Origin of the sequence: Thermoanaerobaculum aquaticum (genome assembly GCF_000687145.1) — a bacterium.
Taxonomy (GTDB): Bacteria; Acidobacteriota; Thermoanaerobaculia; order Thermoanaerobaculales; family Thermoanaerobaculaceae; genus Thermoanaerobaculum; species Thermoanaerobaculum aquaticum.
The window spans coordinates 35208-55153 of sequence record NZ_JMFG01000018.1 but is presented as its reverse complement, the minus strand read 5'-3'; the positions used below and the strand labels follow the sequence as shown (position 1 = coordinate 55153).

Annotated in this window: 15 protein-coding genes; 4 read left to right on the top strand and 11 right to left on the bottom strand. The window is 65.5% G+C overall.

Annotated features, from left to right (window positions below; translation table 11 throughout):
- Positions 1-152 precede the first annotated feature (152 nt).
- Entirely contained in the window at positions 153-611 is a 459-nt protein-coding gene (locus EG19_RS07235; RefSeq protein ID WP_038049154.1) for an Hsp20/alpha crystallin family protein, read from the top strand.
- Positions 612-750: 139 nt separating this feature from the next.
- Here EG19_RS07235 and EG19_RS07230 read toward each other — a convergent pair whose 3' ends face one another.
- Genes EG19_RS07230 through EG19_RS07220 form a run of 3 tightly spaced genes read right to left on the bottom strand, consistent with a single transcriptional unit; the run spans position 751 to position 4150 of the window.
- On the bottom strand, positions 751-1491 hold the full coding sequence (locus EG19_RS07230) for an amino acid ABC transporter ATP-binding protein (RefSeq protein ID WP_038049152.1): 741 nt from the start codon (positions 1489-1491) through the stop codon (positions 751-753).
- A gap of 2 nt (positions 1492-1493) precedes the next feature.
- Entirely contained in the window at positions 1494-2939 is a 1446-nt protein-coding gene (locus EG19_RS07225) for an ABC transporter substrate-binding protein/permease (RefSeq protein WP_053335049.1), read from the bottom strand.
- Positions 2940-2986: 47 nt separating this feature from the next.
- On the bottom strand, positions 2987-4150 hold the full coding sequence (locus EG19_RS07220; RefSeq protein WP_038049150.1) for an acyl-CoA dehydrogenase family protein: 1164 nt from the start codon (positions 4148-4150) through the stop codon (positions 2987-2989).
- Between the two features lie 51 nt (positions 4151-4201).
- On the opposite strand from EG19_RS07220, the gene mutL reads away from it, so the two are divergent.
- Entirely contained in the window at positions 4202-5872 is a 1671-nt protein-coding gene (mutL, locus tag EG19_RS07215) for a DNA mismatch repair endonuclease MutL (protein ID WP_038049148.1), read from the top strand.
- Between the two features lie 39 nt (positions 5873-5911).
- Here mutL and EG19_RS07210 read toward each other — a convergent pair whose 3' ends face one another.
- The 4 genes from EG19_RS07210 to EG19_RS07195 all read right to left on the bottom strand — a co-directional run bounded on the left by EG19_RS07210 (position 5912) and on the right by EG19_RS07195 (position 12250).
- The gene (locus EG19_RS07210) at positions 5912-6754 is read right to left on the bottom strand and encodes a menaquinone biosynthesis family protein (RefSeq protein ID WP_038049146.1); all 843 of its coding nucleotides are present in this window, start codon (positions 6752-6754) and stop codon (positions 5912-5914) included.
- A 68-nt stretch (positions 6755-6822) separates the two neighbouring features.
- Positions 6823-8862: an alpha-ketoacid dehydrogenase subunit alpha/beta gene (locus EG19_RS07205; RefSeq protein ID WP_053335048.1), complete on the bottom strand. Its 2040-nt coding sequence runs from the start codon at positions 8860-8862 to the stop codon at positions 6823-6825.
- 57 nt (positions 8863-8919) lie between these two features.
- The gene (locus tag EG19_RS07200) at positions 8920-10920 is read right to left on the bottom strand and encodes a gluzincin family metallopeptidase (protein ID WP_053335054.1); all 2001 of its coding nucleotides are present in this window, start codon (positions 10918-10920) and stop codon (positions 8920-8922) included.
- A 16-nt stretch (positions 10921-10936) separates the two neighbouring features.
- Positions 10937-12250, bottom strand: a complete 1314-nt coding sequence (locus tag EG19_RS07195) for a D-alanyl-D-alanine carboxypeptidase (RefSeq protein ID WP_081800015.1) — start codon at positions 12248-12250, stop codon at positions 10937-10939.
- On the opposite strand from EG19_RS07195, the gene EG19_RS07190 reads away from it, so the two are divergent.
- On the top strand, positions 12249-12656 hold the full coding sequence (locus EG19_RS07190; protein ID WP_053335047.1) for a carboxymuconolactone decarboxylase family protein: 408 nt from the start codon (positions 12249-12251) through the stop codon (positions 12654-12656). The two genes, EG19_RS07195 and EG19_RS07190, sit on opposite strands and share 2 nt — an antisense overlap.
- 61 nt (positions 12657-12717) lie before the next feature.
- On the opposite strand, the gene EG19_RS07185 is transcribed toward EG19_RS07190, so the two are convergent.
- From EG19_RS07185 to EG19_RS12630, 3 genes are read right to left on the bottom strand one after another with little or no spacing between them, the layout of a single operon-like run.
- Complete coding sequence (locus tag EG19_RS07185) at positions 12718-15852, bottom strand: DNA polymerase III subunit alpha (protein ID WP_038049142.1); 3135 nt, start codon at positions 15850-15852, stop codon at positions 12718-12720.
- Positions 15845-17314, bottom strand: a complete 1470-nt coding sequence (locus EG19_RS07180; RefSeq protein ID WP_038049140.1) for a DNA polymerase Y family protein — start codon at positions 17312-17314, stop codon at positions 15845-15847. The genes EG19_RS07185 and EG19_RS07180 overlap by 8 nt, the downstream gene beginning before the upstream one ends.
- The gene (locus EG19_RS12630; RefSeq protein ID WP_053335046.1) at positions 17315-18019 is read right to left on the bottom strand and encodes a P-loop NTPase family protein; all 705 of its coding nucleotides are present in this window, start codon (positions 18017-18019) and stop codon (positions 17315-17317) included.
- 121 nt (positions 18020-18140) lie between these two features.
- Here EG19_RS12630 and EG19_RS13115 point away from each other — a divergent pair, with 121 nt between their 5' ends.
- Entirely contained in the window at positions 18141-18815 is a 675-nt protein-coding gene (locus EG19_RS13115) for an XRE family transcriptional regulator (RefSeq protein WP_152543968.1), read from the top strand.
- On the opposite strand, the gene EG19_RS12625 is transcribed toward EG19_RS13115, so the two are convergent.
- Positions 18812-19930, bottom strand: coding sequence for a glycosyltransferase family 4 protein (locus tag EG19_RS12625; RefSeq protein ID WP_053335045.1), 1119 nt, complete (start codon positions 19928-19930; stop codon positions 18812-18814). The two genes, EG19_RS13115 and EG19_RS12625, sit on opposite strands and share 4 nt — an antisense overlap.
- Positions 19931-19946 lie beyond the last annotated feature (16 nt).

Here is a 19946-nt window from a genome sequence, read left to right as displayed (position 1 = left end):
TCTTAGGGTAGCAGAAGGCGAAGGTCATCCAATTTAGCGTAGGATTAGCAGATTTTGTATCGCATTGGCACCGGTACTTGACAACCTTACACTAAGGTCCTATATTATTGCCCGGAGGTCGGGAAACGATCTCCAGAAAGGAGGGAAGAACGATGACCAGCCTGGTTCGTTGGGATCCCTTCAAAGAAATGGCCGCCATGCAGGAGCGGATGAGCAGGCTCTTTGACGAGATCTGGGGCCGTCCTCGCCGGGTGGAGGAGGACTACATCACCGGCAGCTGGTTGCCCGCGGTGGATGTGAAGGAGAGCAAGGACGCCCTGGAGATTTCCGTAGAGCTTCCTGGCGTTGATCCCAAGGATGTGGAGGTGACGGTGGAAGGTGGGGTGCTCTCCATCCGCGGATCTCGCAAGTTCGAGAAGGCGGAGGAGGGCGAAACCTACCACCGGGTGGAGCGGTCCTACGGCTCCTTCGAGCGCACCTTCACCTTGCCTTCCAACGTCAACCCCGACAAGATCAGCGCTTCCTACAAGCTGGGCGTCCTCCACTTGACCCTGCCCAAGCGCGAGGAGGCCAAACCCAAGGCCATTCCGGTCAAGGTGGAAGAGAAGTAACTTCCGCTCCGCGTGGCCTCTGGCGCCGGTTCGCCGGCGCTTTTTTCTTTTTTGCGCCTGGGGTCGTGCTTTTTGCAAAGGCAAACTGCAGCAGAAAGAAGAGAAACCGCAGTTTGCCCCATTCTGGAGCTAAATGCTGCTACACCAACAACCGGGAGAGGAACTGCTGGCCACGGGGGGTCCTGGGCCGGGACAAAAGCGTTTGTGTGGGACCCTCCTCCACCACCTTCCCTTCTACCAGCAGCAGCACCCGGTCCGCCACCTGCCGGGCCAGCCCCACCTCGTGGGTTACCAAAAGCAAGGTGAGCCCCTCCCCCTTGAGCCGCAGCAGGGTCTCCACCACCTCCCACTTGAGCTCGGGGTCCAAAGAGCTGGTGATCTCATCGCCCAGAAGCGCCGCCGGTGCCATGGCCAGCGCCCGGGCAATGGCCACCCTCTGCTTTTCCCCACCGGAAAGCTGGTGGGGATAAGCCTCGGCCCGCGCGGCCAGGCCCACCTTGGCCAAAAGCTCCAGCGCCTGCTCCCGGGCCGTTTCGGCCTCCAGCTTGCGCACCAAACGCGGTGCCAGCGCCACGTTTTCCCACGCCCGCTTGTGCGGGAAAAGGCCGAAATCCTGGAAGATAAACCCCACCCGCTGGCGGAGGGCGGCGCCCGCAGAAAGCCCCTGGGCCCCCGGGCGCAAAACCCAGGAGTTCACCTGCACCTCGCCGGCGTCAAAAGGCGAAAGTCCCGCCACACAACGCAACAACGTGGACTTGCCCGCTCCCGAGGGACCCAGCACCACCAGTGTTTCACCGGGCTCCACGCTGAGCGACACATCCTCCAGAACGGCACGGGAAGCAAAAAACTTGCTCAAGCCCCGCACGAGGATCCGCACCATGGCTACCTCGCCGATGCCAGGCGCCGCTCCCACCGCCGGGCCAGGTGCCCCACCGGCACCGACATGAAGAGGTACAGGCAGGCGGTGATCAAACCGGCCTCCACCAAGACCCGAAAATCCGCTCCCGAGGTGGAGATGATCTGGTACTGCTTGGCCAGCTCCACCACGGTAATGGTACCGGCAAGGCTGGTGTCCTTAAAAAGCGCCACGAAATCCGAGGTGGAAGGGGGCAACACCAGCCTCAAGGCCTGGGGCAGCACCACGTGCACAAAGGTTTGTTTTGGCGAAAGACCGAGGCTTGCCGCCGCCTCCCACTGGGTGGGGGGGATGGCTTGCAGCGCGGCGCGGTAAATTTCCGCCTCGTACGCGGCGTAGGTAAGACCCAAGCCCACCACCGCCGTCCAGAAGGGTGAAATGTAAAGCCCTGGCGTGCCGGTGAGGGCAGCCCACGCCGCCGGCAAGCCAAAGTAAAGCAGGTAAAGCAACAAGAGCACCGGCACACCCCGGAAAAACTCCACGTAAACCAGGGCCCCCGCTTGCAGCCACCCCGGCCCGTAAAGCCGTGCCACCGCCACCCCAAGCCCCGTAAGCACCGCCAACCCCATGCTGGCCAGCGAAAGCGCCACCGTCACCAGCGCCGCCTTTGCCAAAAGCGCCAAGGTCAAAAGCCGCCGCGGGGAAGCACCAGCAGGGGGTGAGCTTCCCTGCGAAACCGCAAGGGAGCCGGAAAAACCCGGCGGCAAAAGCTCCTCCTGCCCCTGATCCCAGAGCCCCCAGCGCTCCAGGATGGCCCGCAGCTCGCCAGTGGCGGCCAGAAAAGCCAGCGCTTCGTCCAGCTGCGCCGCTAGAGCCTCATCTTCCTTTCTTACGGCAATGGCGTAAAACCCCCGGCCGGGGATGGGCGGTTCCACCGCCACCAGATCCGGCCAATGGGGCAAAAACGCCCTAACGATGGGTACGTCCAGCAGCAGCGCATCCAGCCTCCCCAGCTGCAGGTCCTCAAAGGGCGTCACCTGGCTGTCGTACAGCAGCGCTACCGCACCAAGGTCGGCCAGCAGCCGGGAGGCCGCGCTGTTTTCCAGGGTGCCAATGCGAGCGGCGGCCTTCACGCAGCAAGCCAGATCCCCGCACCTGCTTTCCCCCTTTCGCACCACCAGCTGCAGGCGAAAGACGTAGTAAGGACGGGTAAAGCGCACGCGCCTGGCACGATCGGGGGTGACCTCCAGACCGTTCATCACCAGGTCCAAATCCCCTCGCTCGAGGCCATCCACCAGCCTTTTGAAATCGTACTGGCGGAACACGATGGGGCGGCCCAGACGGCGCTCCAGGGCCCGGGCCAGGTCCACCTCGAACCCCACCAGCTCCCCGCTTTCCCGGTGGTAAAAGACGTACGGAGCACCTCCTTCGGCGTCCGCACCCCAAACCAGGGGCGCCGTTTGCCCTCCCACGGGCCCTGCAGCCAGCTGCCAGAGTGCGATAGCTACAAGAAAACGCCTCAGCATTCTGGGGCGGTGGAGGCCAGGCGCTCGAGGGCGCGGGCAATGACCATGCGTTGCACCTCGCTGGTGCCCTCGTACACGGTGGTGACCCGCACGTCGCGGTAGAGCCGCTCCACCACGTACTCCCGGGAGTAACCGTAGCCACCAAAAACCTGCACCGCAAAGTTGCAAATGCGGTTGGCGGTTTCGGTGGCCAGGAGCTTGGCCTGCGCCGAGGTGCGGGAGATGTTGCCCCCCCGTTCGGAAAGCCAGGCCGCCCGGTAGGTCAACCAGCGTGCGGCTTCCAGCTCGGTGTCCATGTCGGCCAGGCGGAAACCGATGGCCTGGTGCTGGATGATGGGTTTGCCAAACTGCACCCTTTCCTTGGCGTAGCGCAGCGACTCATCCAGGGCCCTCTGGGCAATGCCTATGGCTTGGGCGGCAATCCCCAGACGGGAGTGGTCCAGGGTGGCCAGGGCAATCTTGAACCCTTCTCCTTCTTTCCCCAAAAGGTTTTCCACCGGCACCCGAGCTTCCTCCAGAGTCACGCCAGCAGTAACCGAGGACCGCAACCCCATCTTCTTTTCCGGCGGATCCACCAGCACCCCGGGTTGCTCGGCGTCCAAAACAAAAGCGGAAATTCCCCTGTGGCCGAGGCTTTTGTCCCTGGTGGCGAGGATTACGAAGTACTTGGCAATGCCGGCGTTGGTAATCCACATCTTGGCCCCGGAAAGCACAAATTCATCCCCCACCCGCCGGTAGGTGGTGCTCAAGGAGGCCAGGTCCGAGCCGGCATCGGGCTCGGTGAGCATGATGCCCCCAAGGACTTCCCCTTGCGCCAGGGGCGGCAGGACCCTGCGCTTCAGCTCCTCGCTGCCAAAGTGCACGATGGGCCACTGGCACACCGAGTTGTGTACGGAAAGCCCCACCGCCACCGAAGCGTCGGCCCACGCCAGCTCCTCAATGCTGATGAGGTACGAAAGCACGTCCAACCCGGAGCCTCCGTACTCCTCGGGGGTAACCATGCCCAAAAGCCCGAGACCCGCCATTTCCTTGAAGATGTCCCACGGGAACTGACCGCTTTCGTCCCGCTCCCTGGCCCCCGGTGCCACCCGTTCTCGCGCAAACTCCCGCACCATCTGGCGGATCATGAGCTGTTGCTCCGAAAACCCAAAGTCCATGCCAACCCTCCCCGCGGGAAGTTTAGGGGTTCTTGCGCTAGTCTTCTAGCCATGGGACGCATTCGCCTGTTGCCCGACTCGGTGATCAACCAAATTGCCGCCGGAGAAGTGGTGGAGCGGCCCGCCTCGGTGGTCAAGGAGCTAGTGGAAAACGCCCTGGACGCCCAAGCCCAAACCATCACCGTAAGGCTTGCGGAAGGCGGCCGGGAGCTCATTCAGGTGGAAGACGACGGCTGCGGCATGGATGCCGATGACGCCCTGCTGGCGCTGGAGCGCCACGCCACCTCCAAGATTGCCAGCGCCGAAGACCTGGAGCGCCTGCAGACCCTGGGGTTTCGCGGTGAGGCCTTGCCCTCCATTGCGGCAGTTTCCGAGCTGACCCTGGAAACAGCTCCCGCCCCCGGGGAGGGGAGCCGCGTGCGGGTACGTTTTGGGCGGGTGCTGGGGCAGGAGCCCTGCGGGCGACCCCGGGGCACCAAGGTGACGGTGGAGCACCTCTTCGCCCGCACCCCCGCCCGCCGCAAGTTCCTGCGCTCGGAAGCCACGGAACTGCGGTACATTGTGGAGCTCATCCAGGGGTTTGCCTTTGCCTATCCGCAGGTGGCCTTTACCCTCTGGCACGACGGGCGGAAGCTGGCCCATTTTTCCCCGGCCAGCTCGCGAGCCGAGAGGCTCTTCCAGATTCTCGGCAAAAACCCCGAGCCCCCCATCGTGACCCAGCGCGGCCTGCTGCGTTTGGAAGCCTTCCTGCTTCCCCCCACACCCGCCCGCCACGTGGTGGTGGCGGTCAACCAGCGCCTCGTTAAGGACCGTCTGCTTTCCGGCACCCTCTCCCGCCTTTTGCGCTCGGTAAAGGGGGAGTGGCAGGCCGACCTCTTCCTCCATCTGGAGCTCCCGCCCCAGGAGGTGGACTTCAACGTCCACCCGGCCAAGACCGAGCTGCGCTTTGCCAACCCCGGCGCGGTGACGTCTTTTCTTGCCGAAACCCTGGCTTCCGCCCTGGCCAAGCAGCACGGCGCCCAGCCCGTGCGCTTGCCCTCGCCGCCCACCAGCTCCGGCCATCAACCCACCCTTGCCTTCCAGGTGGCGGAGGCTGCACGAACAGCCGAAGTCACACCAACGCCGCAGGTCCTCCCCCAAAGCCGGCCCACCACCCCCTGGGGTCGCTACCTGGGACAGTACCGGCACACCTACCTGCTGGTGGAAGACGAAGAAGGGCTCAAGCTGGTGGACCAGCACGTGGCCCACGAGCGGGTGCTTTACGAAAAGCTTTTGGGGAACCTGGGGCCTTCTCCGGCTCAGGCGTTGCTGCTTCCCGAAATCCTCACCGTAAGCCCGGCCGTGCACGCCCTGGCCAGCGAGCACCTGCAGGAGCTGGCGGAGCTGGGAGTGCAGCTGGAGCCGCTGTCGGGCGGCGCTCTCCGCGTGTGTGCCTTGCCCCAGGCGGTTTCCGCGGGGCAAGCCCAGGAGCTCGTTTTGGGTTTGCTGGAGGACCTGGCCCAGGATGCCTTTCCAGGCCGCTCGTGGAAGGAAAAAACCGCAGCGTCCCTGGCTTGTCGGGCGGCCATCAAGAAGAACACGCCGCTGGCCGCCCTGCAAGCCGAGCAGCTGCTGGCCGATTTGGCCCGCTGCCAGGACCCCTACCGCTGCCCCCACGGCCGCCCGGTGCTCCTGACCCTGCCCCACGCGGAAATCGAGCGCCGCATTGGGCGCCGAAACTAAGAGCTTGCCACTCGACGCTGGCAAGGCCCCGTTGCGGTCCTAGGTCTCCTCCGGGTAAACGAACTCCAGCGCCGGCACCGCGGGAACCAGCCCGGCCCGGGCCCCCTCCTCCAGGAAACGGCGAACCGCTTCCCGGCCCTGGGGGCCGTAGTCCAGGGTCCAGCGGTTCACGTACATGCCCACAAAGCGATCGGCCTTCTCCTGGCTCAAGCCGCGGGCAAAGCTCAAAGCGTGGGCCAGGGCTTGCGGGCGATGCTCCAACCCCCAGCGCACGGAATCCCACAAGACCGCCGCCACCCGCCGGGCAACCTCCCGGGGCAGATCCCGCCGGATGGCGTTGCCCCCCAGCGGCAACGGCAAGCCCGTTTCCTGCTGCCACCAGGCCCCCAGGTCCACCACCAACTGAAAGCCCTCATCCCGGTAGGTGAGCTGCCCTTCGTGAATGAGCACCCCTGCCACCACGCGGCCACCGCGCACCGCCGCCGCCACCTGATCGAAGGGCACGTCCACACACTGCGCTTCCGGCTGCCAGAGGTTAAGCGCCAGGCGTGCGGAGGTCCAGCGGCCGGGGGTCGCCACGGGCTGGCCGCGGAGCTCGGAGCGGGTCAGGGGCTTTTGCGCAATGACCACCGGCCCGTAGCCATCGCCCATGGAAGCTCCCGATGAAAGCAGGGCGTAGCGATCGGCCACGTAGGCGTAAGCGTGGATGGAAATGGCGGTTACCTCGTACCGCCCCTCCCGCGCCGCTTGATTGAGGGTCTCAATGTCGGCCAAGACCTCTTCAAAACGCAACCCCCGGGTGTCCACCAGCCCTTGCACCGCCGCGTAGTGCATGAAGGCATCGTCGGCATCGGGGGAATGAGCAACACGGATGGTTTCCATGGGCACCTCGCTGCCCCAACGGGCAAGGGATTGTACCCAATGACCTGGGATGCTGCCTGACTTACGCCTTAAAAGCGCAGAAGCTCGGCCAGGGCGCTTTGAATGCGCTCTTCGCTGGGGATGACGGCGTTGGTAAGACCGGCGTCGTAGGGAACCGGGCAATCCAGGCTGGCCAGGCGCAGAGGAGGCGCATCCAAATAGGGGAAAGCATCCTCCACCACGCTCGCCACGATTTCACCGCCAAAGCCGGCGGTGAGCGTGTCCTCGTGCACCACCAACAGCCGGCCGGTTTTCTTCACCGAAGCCACCACCGCTTCCCGGTCCCAGGGGGAAAGCGTGCGCAGGTCCCAAAGCTCCACCTGACCCGGAAACGCCTGCGCCGCTGCCAGGCAGCGGTACACCATGGCCCCCCAGGTCACCACCGTGACCCGATCCCCTGCGAGGAGCCTTTCCGCCACGCCAAAAGGCAGCACGAAATCATCCCCGGGGTAAGGACGGCGGGCCTCGGGGCTATCGAGGAGCGCGCGGTGCTCCAGGAAAAGCACCGGGTCCTCACCCCGCAGGGCGGCCCGCAGCAAACCCACCGCGTCGGCGGCGTTGGAGGGGAAAGCCATGCGCCAGCCGAGGGTATGGGCGTAAATGGCCTCGGCGGAAAAGGAGTGCCACGGATCGCCGGTTTTGCGGCTCACCCCTAAGGGCATGCGCACCACCACCGGCGCCGAAAACCTCTCCGCGCTGCGCCAGCGCACCAGGCCAATGTCCACCAGGGTGTCGTAAGCCGGATCGGCGTACTTGCGGAACTGAATTTCCGGCACCGGCCGCAGCCCCGCCATGGCCATGCCTTGGGCACGACCCAGGATCCCCACCTCCGAAAGGGAGGTGTCAAAGACCCGCTCCTTGTCAAACTGCCGCTGCAGGTCCAGGGTGGCCCCGTGAACCCCGCCCTTCACCCCCACGTCTTCTCCAAAGACCAGCACCCGGGGGTTGGCGGCAAGCTCAAAAGCCAGCGTCCTCCGCACCCCCTCCACCAGGTTGATCCGCGGCCCTTCTGCCGGTGCTGCCGTCACCGGCCGCTTTTGGCCTTGCCACCCGGGAGGAAGGGTGGCGAAAACCCCGGTGGCGGCGCTTTCCGGCGGCGGGGTGGGAGCGGCCAAGGCGTTGTCCAGGGCCCGCCGGATTTCCGCCTCCGCTTCCGCTTCCAGCTGCCGCCAGGTTTCCTCCCCCACCTGCTGGCGAAGGCGCAGGAGGGGGTCTTTGCCCTGCTCCCTGGCCAGCTCTTCCGGGTCCCGATAGGCCTGGGTGTCAATGAAGGTGTGACCGGAAAGGCGGGGCACCTCCAGCCGCAGCAGGCACGGGCCGCGGCCCTCCCGCACCCAGCGCACCGCTTCCTCCACCAGCTGAGCCGTTTCTTCCAGCTCAAAGCCGGGCCCGTCCAGCACCTTGAGGTTCCCGAAGCTTTTCAGGTTAGCGGCTATGTTGCCCCCGGGGGTTTGCAGGCTGGAGGGCGCGGAAATGGCGCGGCCGTTGTCCTCGATGAGAAAAAGCATGGGGAGCTGCAAGGTGGTGGCCATCACCAGCGCAGCCCAAAAGCCGTTGGCCGCCACCGAGCCCTCCCCGCCACAGGCTACGGCGATAGCCCCTTCCCACTGGCTTTCCCCCAGCACCCGGGTGTGGTAGAGCACCGCCTGCGCCCATCCCGCCGCCGGGGCGTACTGCGACCCAACATCACCGGCCGTGGGGAGGATGGTGGCCCCGCCCCGGGACGGGAGGTTGAACATCACCCCCACATCCCGCCCCTGGCTCATGGAGCCCTGTCGGGCCAGGGACGAGCGCAGGGCTTCCTCCAGGCTCAAACCGCAGGCCAGTACAAAGGGACGGGAACGGTAATACACGGCCGCAGCATCGTGGGGGTGGTTGAGGCTTTTGGCCAAAAGCACCTGGGCCAGCTCGTGGCCTTTGGCCGAGAACTGGTACTTCACAAGCCCTTGCGGGGTAAGCTCCCGCTCCTCCAGCTCGTCCAGCAAGCGCGAAGACAGAGCCAGCCGCGCCACCTCCAGCCAAAAGGCCCGCCTTTCCCCTGCCGCCGCTGTTTGTAGTTTTCTCCCCATGCCCCGCTCCTGCGAATGGGTCACAAACTCGGTGGATTGTAGCAGGCGGTGAAAAGCTTAATGACTCTGATCGGCCAGAGCTTCCCGGGCCGCCCGCAGCAGAGGTTGCGCTGAAAGAGGCGCCCCCACGGCTTGCTTCAGCCACAAATCGGGAGTCACCCGGCCAATGCGGGCCATGCGCTCAAACTCCTTGCCGAAGTCGGGCCCCCGCAGCTTTTCGCCAATTTGGAAGGCAATGAGGTGCCCCAGGGCGTAATCCGGCAGGTACATGGGGTAAGCAACCATGTGGGAGTAAATGGCCAGAAGCTCGCAGTCCCGCCGGCCAAAGACATCGGCAAAGTAAGCGTTCCAAACCTCCCGGGCGGCGGTCAGCACCGCTTCCTTCAGCTGCTCAGGGGTGGCCTCGGGGTGCTGGTAAAGCCAGCGCCAGACCTTCATGTCCACCAGCGAAACGCCGGCAATCTCGTAGGTGGCCCAGAGCGTGCCCAGCACCTCTTCCTGGCGCCCGCGGGTCTTGCCCAGGCCCAGAAGCTCCAGATCCCGGGCCTGAAAGGCAAAGGCAAAGGCTTCCGTGAAGGCGTTGTTGGGAACCCCGGCCAGAGCCCAGCGGTCCATGCGGTGCAGGGAAAACACCTGCTCCACGTTGTGGCCGAGCTCGTGGATGGCGATGTTGAAGCCCTTGTAGTCCATGCCCGAGCGCCCCACGCGGGTGCGCAGGTGTGCTTTGTCCTGACGGCGCACCGCCCCTAGGGCGTGGCCGGCGCCCCGGGCCGGGTCCACCACGATGCGCTCGGCCAGAAAAGCCGCGGTTTCCGGGGCAAACCCCAGCTTCTGCAGGATATTTGGCAAATCCTTTTGGAAGCTCTCCACCGTGGGGTAACGCTCGCCAACCTTGCGGTTCAGCTCGTCTTCCGAAAGCCCGGCGCGGGAGGTAAAGCCCGCGTACCAGAGGTCAAAGGGTTCCAGCGGGCGGCCCAGGCGAGTGGCAATGAGCTTGGCCAGCCGCCGCACCTCCTGGGCCGAAAGCACCTCGGTGAGCACCTTTTCCACCTCGGCCTCGGGGATTTGCCGTTCCAGCTCGAAGGTCCGGGCAATGGCCGTAGGCGCGGTAGGGCTGTAGGGGTCCACCCCGCGCAAGGCGTGGAAGTTGGCAAGCCAAAGCCGATAGCGGGTGTTGGGCTCAAAGGAAAGCTCCTCGGGGGTTGGCGAAAAGCCGTTGGCGGCCTGCACCTTGCCGGTAAAGGGGTCAAAGAGCAGGCGCTCGGAGTTGATAAACCCCTGGGGAACTTCCTGCCGCACGATGCGCAGCATGAGCTCCTGGATCACCCGCTGCCGTTGCAAACCACCCGGCTGTCCGTACCAGGATTTCAGCTCGTCCCGCAGCCCCCAGTGGCTGATGAGGCGCAAGCCCTTGGGGAAAAGCGGGGTTCCTGAGCCATCGCGCAAGAGGTCCATGGGGATGTTGTAGGAGGCAATGTACTGATCGGCAGCCAAAAGCGCCTGTGTGACCTTTTGCGCCACCGGTGCCGGCACCCGCAGGGCAAAGCGGTCCATGAGCCTGGAGCGTGCCCAGGTTTCCCGGTCCCAGGCGGGACCGTCCTGCAACCGCTCGGCCAGCGAATGCACCGGGAAGTTCAAAAGCGCCCAATGGGCCACCTTGGTGCGGAACAAATCCTCGGTAAGGTGGCTGCCCAAGTCCAGTCTGGCCAAAAGCTCATCCACCCGCATCACCGGGCCGGTATCCAGATCCAGGGGGGTGGTGAGCTCCCGGCGAATTTCGTGCAGGTGGCCTTCCACCTGCTCCAGGGCCGCCTCCAGGCGGGCAAAGGCAGGCCCCAGCTCGCCGCTGGGCAGGAAGTTGTCGCGGCAAAAGGTGGCAAAGGCGTTGCTGTCCCCGTCCTCCTCCCACCAGCGGGCGGCCACCTGTTCCACCCCCCGGCGGATGCGCGCTTCTTCGGCGGCCCCAAAGCGGGAAAGCAGCTCGCCAATGACGCGCTCTTTGGTTTGTGAATCAATTATTGCCTGCTGCGCCAACGCTTGCGTTGCTGCCAACACCATGGCCGCTCCCCAGAGCTTAACGCCGCTCACCGTTGCCTCCCACCACCGGATCCCCACCGGGTGCCTGCGCCACCTTGATGATTACCGAGCCCTCGTCGGGCTCCACCAACCCGGCATCGCAGGGCTCCGGTCTCGGGCCCCCGTGCTCATCTATGAAGCGCACAACCCAAGCTTCCTGCAGCCTCCTGGCTTCCCGCAAACGCCCGTGAGCTTCGGGTGCCGCCAGGCAAAAGTAAAAGTCGCCCTGGGTGGTTTTGGCGATCCCCGCCAGCACGGCGATGCCCCCGTCGGTGGTGGTAAGGGTCCCGGTTTTGCCCACCACCGAGCCCGCGTAAGGCGGCGCCGAAAGCACCTCAAAGAATTTCTCCAGCGTCCCGGGGTGGCAACCCGCCACCGGCAGGACATGGCCCGGGTTCAAATTTCGTGCCGAGCAACTGCTCACCAGCTCCCGCAGGAGGTGCACCACCGCCCGCGGCGAAAGCCGGTTTTCCCCTAATCCTGAGAGGGTTTCCAGGTTCGGCTCGGGCCCTGCCAGCTCCAGCCGGGCCTTGAGCATGCCGGCCAGCTCGGAAGGGGGGCCCAAGAGCACCCCCAGCCTTTCGATGTCGTTGTTGGAAAAGGCGTTGAAGCGGTGCAACACGAAAGCCAGAGGCTTGGAGCGGTGCACCAAAAGCAGCTCCCCCAGGTTGGAGCGGCCATCGGCCCCCACGCCGCCGGAAACCCGAACACCCGGCGGCACGTTCTCCGGCCACCCCCGGCGTTGGGCCAGCTCCCGCCAAACCCTGGCAATCACCCCGTTCCAGCGGTGGCGGTCCAAGGCTTGCCGCAGGCGGGTGGCCATCAAAAGCCCCCGCTTCACCGGATCCGGCTCGGTCCCGGCCGAGCCGTTTTCCCATCCCATCCAAAAGCGGTCGTTGACCACCACCGCCCCGTGGACTTCCCTGATGCCCATGTCGTTGAGCGCCTTGGCCACCAGAAGCGCGTTTTCCACCTGGAAGTCCGGATCACCGGAGCCTTGAACCACCAAGTCACCCCGCACCCTCCCGCGCTGCCAGTCCACCCCGCCGCGGGCAAAAAAGCGGGTTTCCAGCGAAAGCTGAGGCCCCAGCTTTTCCAGAGCCCAGAGGCTGGTGGCCACCTTCACCACCGAGGCCGGGTTGATGGGTTCTTCCCCTCGCTGGCTGGAAATCACCGTCCCCTGGGCGTCCTCCACATGCCAGACCAGTTGCAGCGGCGGCCGCACAGGGCGCCGGCGACGATTGGGGGATGCTTCCGTAAGCGGTACGCACCAGAGGATAAGCAAAAGGGAAACCAGTATTCGCCGCCCCATGGCGCGGTATTGTACGCTTGCAGCGAGGGGACGTTTCAGGAGGTGCGCCGTGGATCGCGTTGATGAGTTTCAATCCCGCAGGGAAGAAGGCAACAGGGCCGTTTTGGACCTCGACCATCTGGGCATCAAGCGCTTTTACAACCTGGACACCAACACCTACCGCGACGGGGCTCTGCCAGCAAAGGTTAAAGAGCTTTTGGGGCTGGTGGCTTCGCTGGTGCTGCGCTGCAACGACTGCGTGGACTACCACCTCATCCAGTGCGCTAAGGCGGGGTGGCGAAAGGAGGAGCTGGTGGATGCCATGAACGTGGCGCTGGTGGTGGGTGGTTCCATCGTCATCCCTCACCTCCGACACGCTGCGCTAACGCTCAAAACCCTGGAGGAGCGCGGGGAGCTTGCTTCCTGAACGCCCCGGCAGCTTGAAGGGCGGGTTGTTCCATAGCTGGAGCTGAAGCAAGGTAAGGGGTTCAGTGAAAATCCCGGGAGTCACAGGCCGGGGTGGGAAGCACCAGCGGACGAGCGGCCAGGGCCCGCACGGTCAAAACGCCGTCCCGGCTCTGCACGACGCCATCCACCTCCAGAAGCGCCGAGGTGGTGATAGTTGCCCGTTCCTTGGTGAAGAGATCGGGGGCAAACACCACGTTCACGAAGCCGCTTTCGTCTTCCAGCGTGGCAAAGCACATCCCCTTGGCGGTGCTGGGGCGTTGCCGGACGATGACCACGCCGCCTACCTTAACCCTCTGCCCATGACGGCACCGGGCCACCTCACAAGCGGACAAAACCCCTCGCTTTTGCAGGGCGGAGCGAAACATGTGCAGGGGGTGACGGCCTACGGTTAAGCCCGTACCCTCAAAATCGGCCACGTACCGTTCCCGCAAGTCCATGTCCGGCAGCGGGCTGGGGCTTTTCCCCCACCCCATGGCCTGCTGCAACGGGCGACTACGGCCGTCAAAGGCGCTGACCTGCCAGAGCGCTGCCCGCCGGGTTTCCCCCAGGCTGGCACAGGCCCCAATGCTGGCCAGAACCTCCAGCTCCCGGCGGTTGAGCCCACCCCGCCGCAGGAGGTCTTCCACGCTGGCAAAAGGTTGTTTTTGCGCTTCCCGCGCCAGGTTTTCCGCTACCTCCCGCCGCAGTCCCTTCACGAACTTAAAGCCCAACCGCACCGCCAGCTTCCCCTGATCATCCCGCTCCAGGGTGCAAAGCCACTGGGAGCAGTTGACATCCACCGGCAACACCCGCACCCCATGCCGCCGGGCGTCCTGGACGATGGTGGCCGGGTGGTAAAAGCCCATGGGCCAGGCCGACAGCAGAGCACAGTAAAACGCCGCCGGATGGTGGGCCTTGAGGTAGGCCGAAGCGTAGGCAATGAGGGCAAAGGAAGCGGCGTGGGATTCGGGAAAGCCGTAAAGGGCAAAAGAGGTAATGCCCTGCACGATGTCGTCGGCGGCCTTGCCGGTAATGCCGCGAGCGGCCATCCCCTCCCGCAGCTGTCGCTCCAGCTTCTTCATGCGCTCCAGGGAGCGCTTGGCCCCCATGGCCCGGCGCAGCTCCTCCGCTTGACCCCCGGTGAAGCCCGCCGCCACCATGGCCACCCGCATGAGCTGCTCCTGAAACAGCGGCACACCCAGGGTACGCTCCAGGATGGGCTGGAGGTCGGGGTGGGGGTAGGTGACCGGTTCCCGGCCCAAGCGGCGGTTGAGGTACGGGTGCACCATCTTGCCCACGATGGGGCCCGGGCGAATGATGGCCACCTCCACCACCAAGTCGTAAAAGCGCCGGGGCTGCATGCGGGGCAGGGTGGCCATTTGCGCCCGGCTTTCCACTTGGAAAACCCCCACCGTATCGGCGCGGCACAGCATGTCGTACACCGCCGGGTCGTCCGCCGGCAGGTGGGCGTAGTCCACCTCCACCCCCTCGTGTTGGCGGATGAGGGGAACCGCCATTTCCAGCACCTGCATCATGCCCAAGCCCAAAAGGTCCACCTTGATGATCCCCAAATCCGCACAGTCGTCCTTGTCCCACTGGATCACCACCCGCCCGGGCATGGAAGCTGGCTCCAGCGGCACCACGTCGTCCAATCGTCCTGCCGCCAGCACCATGCCACCGGTGTGCTGCCCCAAGTGGCGGGGAAGCCCGGAAAGCCGCGCCACCAGCTCCACGAAGTGCTGGCCCCGCCTTTCCTCGGGATCCAACCCCACCGCCCGCATGTGCTGCGGCAGCTCTTCCCGGGGATCGCGCTCAAAGCCCCACCCCGAAAGCATGGCCGAAAGCTTTTCCAAGCGTTCGGGATCAAACCCCAGCACCTTTCCCGCTTCCCGCACCGCCGCCCGCGCCCGGTAACAAACCACCACTGCCGTCATCCCCGCCCCCCGCTCACCGTAGGTGCGGTACACGTGCTGGATGACCTTTTCCCGTTCGTCACCCGAGGGCAAGTCCAGGTCAATATCGGGCCATTCCCCCCGCTCTTCCGAAAGGAAGCGCTCGAACAGCAGGTCATAGGCAATGGGATCCACGTTGGTGATGGAAAGCGCGTAACACACGGCAGAGTTGGCAGCTGAACCGCGACCCTGCACCATGATTCCTTCTTTCTGGCAGAAACGCACGATGTCGTGCACTACCAAGAAGTAGCCGCTCAAGGACAGCTTTTCGATGAGCGCCAGCTCCCGCTCCAGCTGCGCCCGCACCCGGGGTGTGATCTGCCGGTACCTGGTTTTTGCCCCCTCCCACACCCGCGCCCGCAGCTCTTCGGCTTCGCTTCTCCCGGGGCCCACCTCCGCCCGGGGGAAGCGGTAGGGCAACTGGGAAAGGCGGAAGGTGCAGCGTTCGGCAACCTTCACGGTGTTGCTCACCGCTTCCGGCAGCTCAGAAAAAAGCGCGCTCATGGCTTGGGCACCCCGCAAAACCCTCGCCCGGTTGGGGGCCAGAAGCTTTCCAGCCTGATCCAAGGTGGTTTTTTCCTTAAGGCACGTAAAGCAATCCGCTACCATCCCGTCTTCCTCGCGAGCCAAAAGCGCGTTGGTCGTTGCCACCAGAGGCAGCCCAAACCGGCGGGCCAGCCGCACCACGGCGGCAATGGCCCTTTCCTCCCCCCGCACCAGCTGCCGGCAAACCTCCACCGCCAGGTTTTCCTTGCCAAAGCAAGCCACAAGCTGGGCAAGCAGGCTACCCGCTGCTTCCTCCCCACCCCGGCGCCAGGCCCGCAGCAAAGGCCCTTCCTCCCAACCGGTGAGGGCCAAAAGCCCGGCAGCGTGGTGCTGGACCTGCTCCCAGCTGACGGCCGCCTGTCCCTTGGGGCGGCCCAGCGCAGCCGTGGTGAGCAGCCGGCAAAGGTTGGACCAGCCTCTGGGATCCCTCACCAAAAGCGGCAAACGGGAGCCGTCCTCCAGCGGCACCTCAGCACCGGCCAGGGCTTCTACGCCCACCTCCCGGCAAGCCTTGGCAAAGCGCGGCAAGCCGTACACCCCACCGCGGTCCACCAGGGCCACCGCCGGCAAAGCAAGCTCCTGTGCCCTTTCGGCCAGGGTTTCGGGCTCACAGGCCCCTTCCAAAAAGGAAAAGGCCGAGTGAGCGTGGAGCTCGCAGTAAGGCAAAACCTTAGTCATAAACCCCGTCCACGTACCAGCGCTTTTCCTTGCGGTGGTAAAAAAGGCGCCAAACCGCCCCGTCCGCGGTGGCCACGTCGTAATCGTCCCGGTCAAAAGCGCCCTCTCCCCACCACTCCCCCTGCCACCGGTAAGGCCCCGCCCACGCCACCACCACGCCCCCGCTGCCGTTCACCCGCACCGCCACCGGTTTGCCTCCCACCACCGTCACCTGGGCCGGCTTTGGTGGCTGCCAGAGGCGCAGCACCGGAGGCTTTTCCGCTGGCAACGGGCTTTCTTTTTTCTTTTCCCAACTGAGCGCAAAGGGCACCAGCTTCCACGCGCTGGGGCGGTGGGAGTTGGCGAGCTGCGGTTGCCCCACCCGCTCCGGCCCCACGATGGCTGAAAGCCGCACCAACGCTGCCGCCAGCGAACCGGGGTGAGGGCGGGGTGGGCCAAAAAGCGAGCCCTGCACCGAGCGCACCACACCTCCCTGCGCTTCCACCACCACCCCCTCCACCGCTTCCCCCGGTGGGGCAGCTGCAAACATCAGGCGGGCTAAGGCCAACAGGGCCGGCACTTCGTCGGTGGGTGCCAGAAGCGGCAGGCGGTACTCCCGTTTTCCACCGCCTTCCAGCGCCAGTTCCACCCTCACCCGGGCAAACCCCTCCCCCCGCAACCGCAACCGCTCGGCCAGGCGGGAAAGGACCCCGTGCAGCACAAACAGGCACCCTTCCAGGGAGGGCACCGCTTCCTCCAGCCACACCCCTTCCCTCAGCTCCTCGCCAGGGGGATCGGGAACAAAATCCTCCCCTTCGCCGCAGGCCAGGCGGTGGAGCCGCAGCCCTTCTTCTCCCAGCCTGGCCACCACCTCTTCTCGGGGCAGCTTGGCCAAAGCCCCGAACGTGCGCACACCCCAAAGCGCAAGCGTGTGCCCGCACCCGGCGGAAGGCTCCGCCAGTGTGACCGCCAGCGGCGCCAAAAACCCAGCTTCGGCCCCCTGGGGCACCACCACCACCTCACCGGTGCGGGCGGCCACCGTGGCCAGCTGGCCGCTGTTGCCAATGCCCACATGCGCTGCCAGCCCTACCCGGAAACAGCGGCGCCAGATCTCCAAAGCCAAGGCCTGCTCTTCGGCAAAGTGGCCCTCCAGGCCGTCCACCTTCAACCACACCAGACCCGGCTGGACCTGGCGCAAGTGAGGGGAAAAGCTCCCCGCCACCTCCACCAGGGCAGCGCTGGCGGCTGCCTGCACCTCCTTGGGCACCGTCCTCACCGCCACCCTCCCGTCCACCTGCCGGGCCTGGGCGGCGGTCATCCCCGCACTCACCCCTAAGGCTTGCGCCTCCGGACTGGCAGCCAGTACGGTGTCGCGGGGAGAGGGTCCTGCCGCCACCGCCACCGGCCGTTCCCGCAGCTCAGGAAAGCTGCGGATGAGCGCCGCCAGCGGAAAATCGGGCACCAGGAGGCTTGCGATTCGCATTTACCCTCCCGCCACCCACGCCACCCTCCGCCCCACCTGCTGCCCCTTTCCCCGCTCCACCTGGGCTTGCACCGTGAAACCGGCAAACCAAAAACCAGCCCCCTCCTCCTTCACAAATCGGGGCTTGCCCGGAGAAAACACCACCTGCACCCCTGCCCAGGTCCCCACCCACGGTTTGGGGGTGAGCACCAGCCCCACCACTCCAGCCCGCTCCACCGCCCGTGCCAAACGGAGCGGCAAGCGGGCCCGCTCCTCCTGGCGAAAGCCCCTGCCCTCCCGGGGTTCCTCCCCTCCCAGGTCCACCACCACCACCGTGAACCCCCCCGCCTCCAGCACCAGCTCCACCGCCCGCACCGCTTGCCCCGGTTCCCCAGCCTGGACCAGCAGCAGCTGCTCCAAGCGCACCCCCGCAGCCACCAGGGAAGCAGCATCGAACTGCCCCGAAGCATCCACCCACAGAGCCAGCTCATCGCGGGCCGTGGCCGCCGCCACGGTGGCTACCGCCAGGCTGGTTTTTCCCGAGCTTGCCGCCCCCACCAGCTCCGCCACCTTGCCCACCGGCCACCCTCCGGCCAGCAGGGCATCCATGGTTTCCTCCCCGGTGCTCAAGCGGGGACGGTGCTCCTCCTGGAAGCGCCAGCGCTGGGTAAGCTGGCGCCAGGAGGGGTCATCCCCAAGCGGCAGGAGGACGGGACGAGCGCTCATAACCACCCCCGATGGAACACCATCGTGGTCAACCCTAATGTAAGGCTGACCTCTATAGATGTCAACCACTATAGTTGACAAACTTCGAACCACACACGATATTGACCACTGTGGAGGTCAAATGACCACAGAACAGCTTTCCTGGCGACTCCGGCACCTGCGGAAGCTGGCGGGGCTCTCCCAAGAAGCCCTAGCCCGCCGCGCCGGGGTGTCCCGGAACTTCCTGGCGCAAATTGAAAGGGGCCAGTCGCTACCTACGGTTGCCGTGCTCCGCCGGCTCGCTTCGGCTTTGGGAACCACCGTGGCCCATCTCCTAGGGGAAGAGCCCCCCGCTGCCCCCTCCGCCGAAACCGTGCCCGTCCCCCTGGTGGCCGACCGCATTGCCGCTGGCCCACCGGCCTTCGTGAACGACCACGTGGAAGGCTACGAACCGCTCCCCGCAACCCTCTTGAAAACCCTCGGGGTGGAACCCTCCCGGGCGGTGTTGGTGCGGCTGGGCAAAGACCAGGACTCCATGGCCGACACCATCCCCCCGGGGGCCACGGTGCTTCTCGATCTCACGCCAGTGGAGCACATTACCCCTAAGCAAATCTACGCGGTTCGGGAGGAAGCCGGGGACAGCTTGGGCTGCACCATCAAGCGCTTGGTCCTGGACCCTTCCTCACGGGTTTTGATTTTGCTTTCCGACAACCCCGCCCACCTCCCCCGGGCCATTCGCCTGCGCCCAGGGCAGCCTTTGTCGGAGGTGGTTTTGGGGCGGGTGGTGTGGTGGATGCCAGGAAAGCACGGCCCCTAAACAGCAAGACCCTCGCGGATGAGGTCCAGAAGGCAGGAAGCGTAGGAATCCCAACTCCAGCGACGGCCCAGGAGCGTCGCACCCGTCGCCAGGCGCTCCCGTTTTTCCGGGTCCAGAAGCTGCTCCAGGGCCTTTGCCAGCCCCTCCACATCCGAAGGCTCCACCAAAAGCCCGTTGACTCCCTCCTCCACCACCTCTTCCAGCCCGCCGGTGCGGGTGGCCACCAGCGGCAAACCGTACGCCAGTGCTTGCGCCGCTACCGCTGAACCGGTGGCCCGGCGGTAGGGCAAAACCACCACATCGGCTGCCGAAAACCAGAGCTTGCTTTCCTCCTCGGGAACCCACTGGGGGTGAAACAGCAGCCTCTCCCGCCAAAAAGCATCGCCAAGGCGCGCCTCCAGCTCCCCGGCCTCACCCCAAAGCTCGCCCGCCACCGCCAGCGTCCATTTGCGGTCCTCGGGAAGCAAGCGGGCCGCATCCAAAAGCACGTCCAGCCCCTTGTAGGGCCGCACCAAACCGAAAAACAGGAAAACCACCGCGTCTTGCGCTATTCCCAGCTTCTCCCGCGCCTGATGCCTGGCCACCGGCGTCACCTGCGGTGGCGGCAGCGGATGAACACGCAGGGGCTTTTCGGGAAACCAGCGGGAAAGCTGCCAAGCCACGCTCTTGGCGTGGGTCAAAAACCCGCGAAAGCGGCCCAGCACCGCCCGGCTGGCCCAGCGACTCAAAGCCGCCCCGGAGTGGTCAAAGGGGTTGTGCACCACCCCAAAGACCGGCACCCCCTGTCGCACCAGGAACAGCTCCAGAGGCGCCCAGGCTGCGGTCCAGTGGGGCAGCACCAGCGCTTGTGGAGCAAGGTCCTTGATCGCCCGCCGCAAAAACCGCCAGGAAAGCGGATCAAACAGCGAAAAGCAGGCATTGGCCTGCGGTAGCCGCGGACACGCAGCCTCGTCGCGATCCTCTCCCCCGGGGTAAAGCCAGCGGGGGTACTGGCGGAACGGCACGCAGAAACCGGCTAAAGCGTTCTGATTGGCCAGCGCCTCGGCTAAGCTGGTGGTGGTGCGGGCAATGCCCCCGCGGAACGGCCATGATGGTCCCACCACCAGTACCTTCATCGGAGGGCAGCCTACC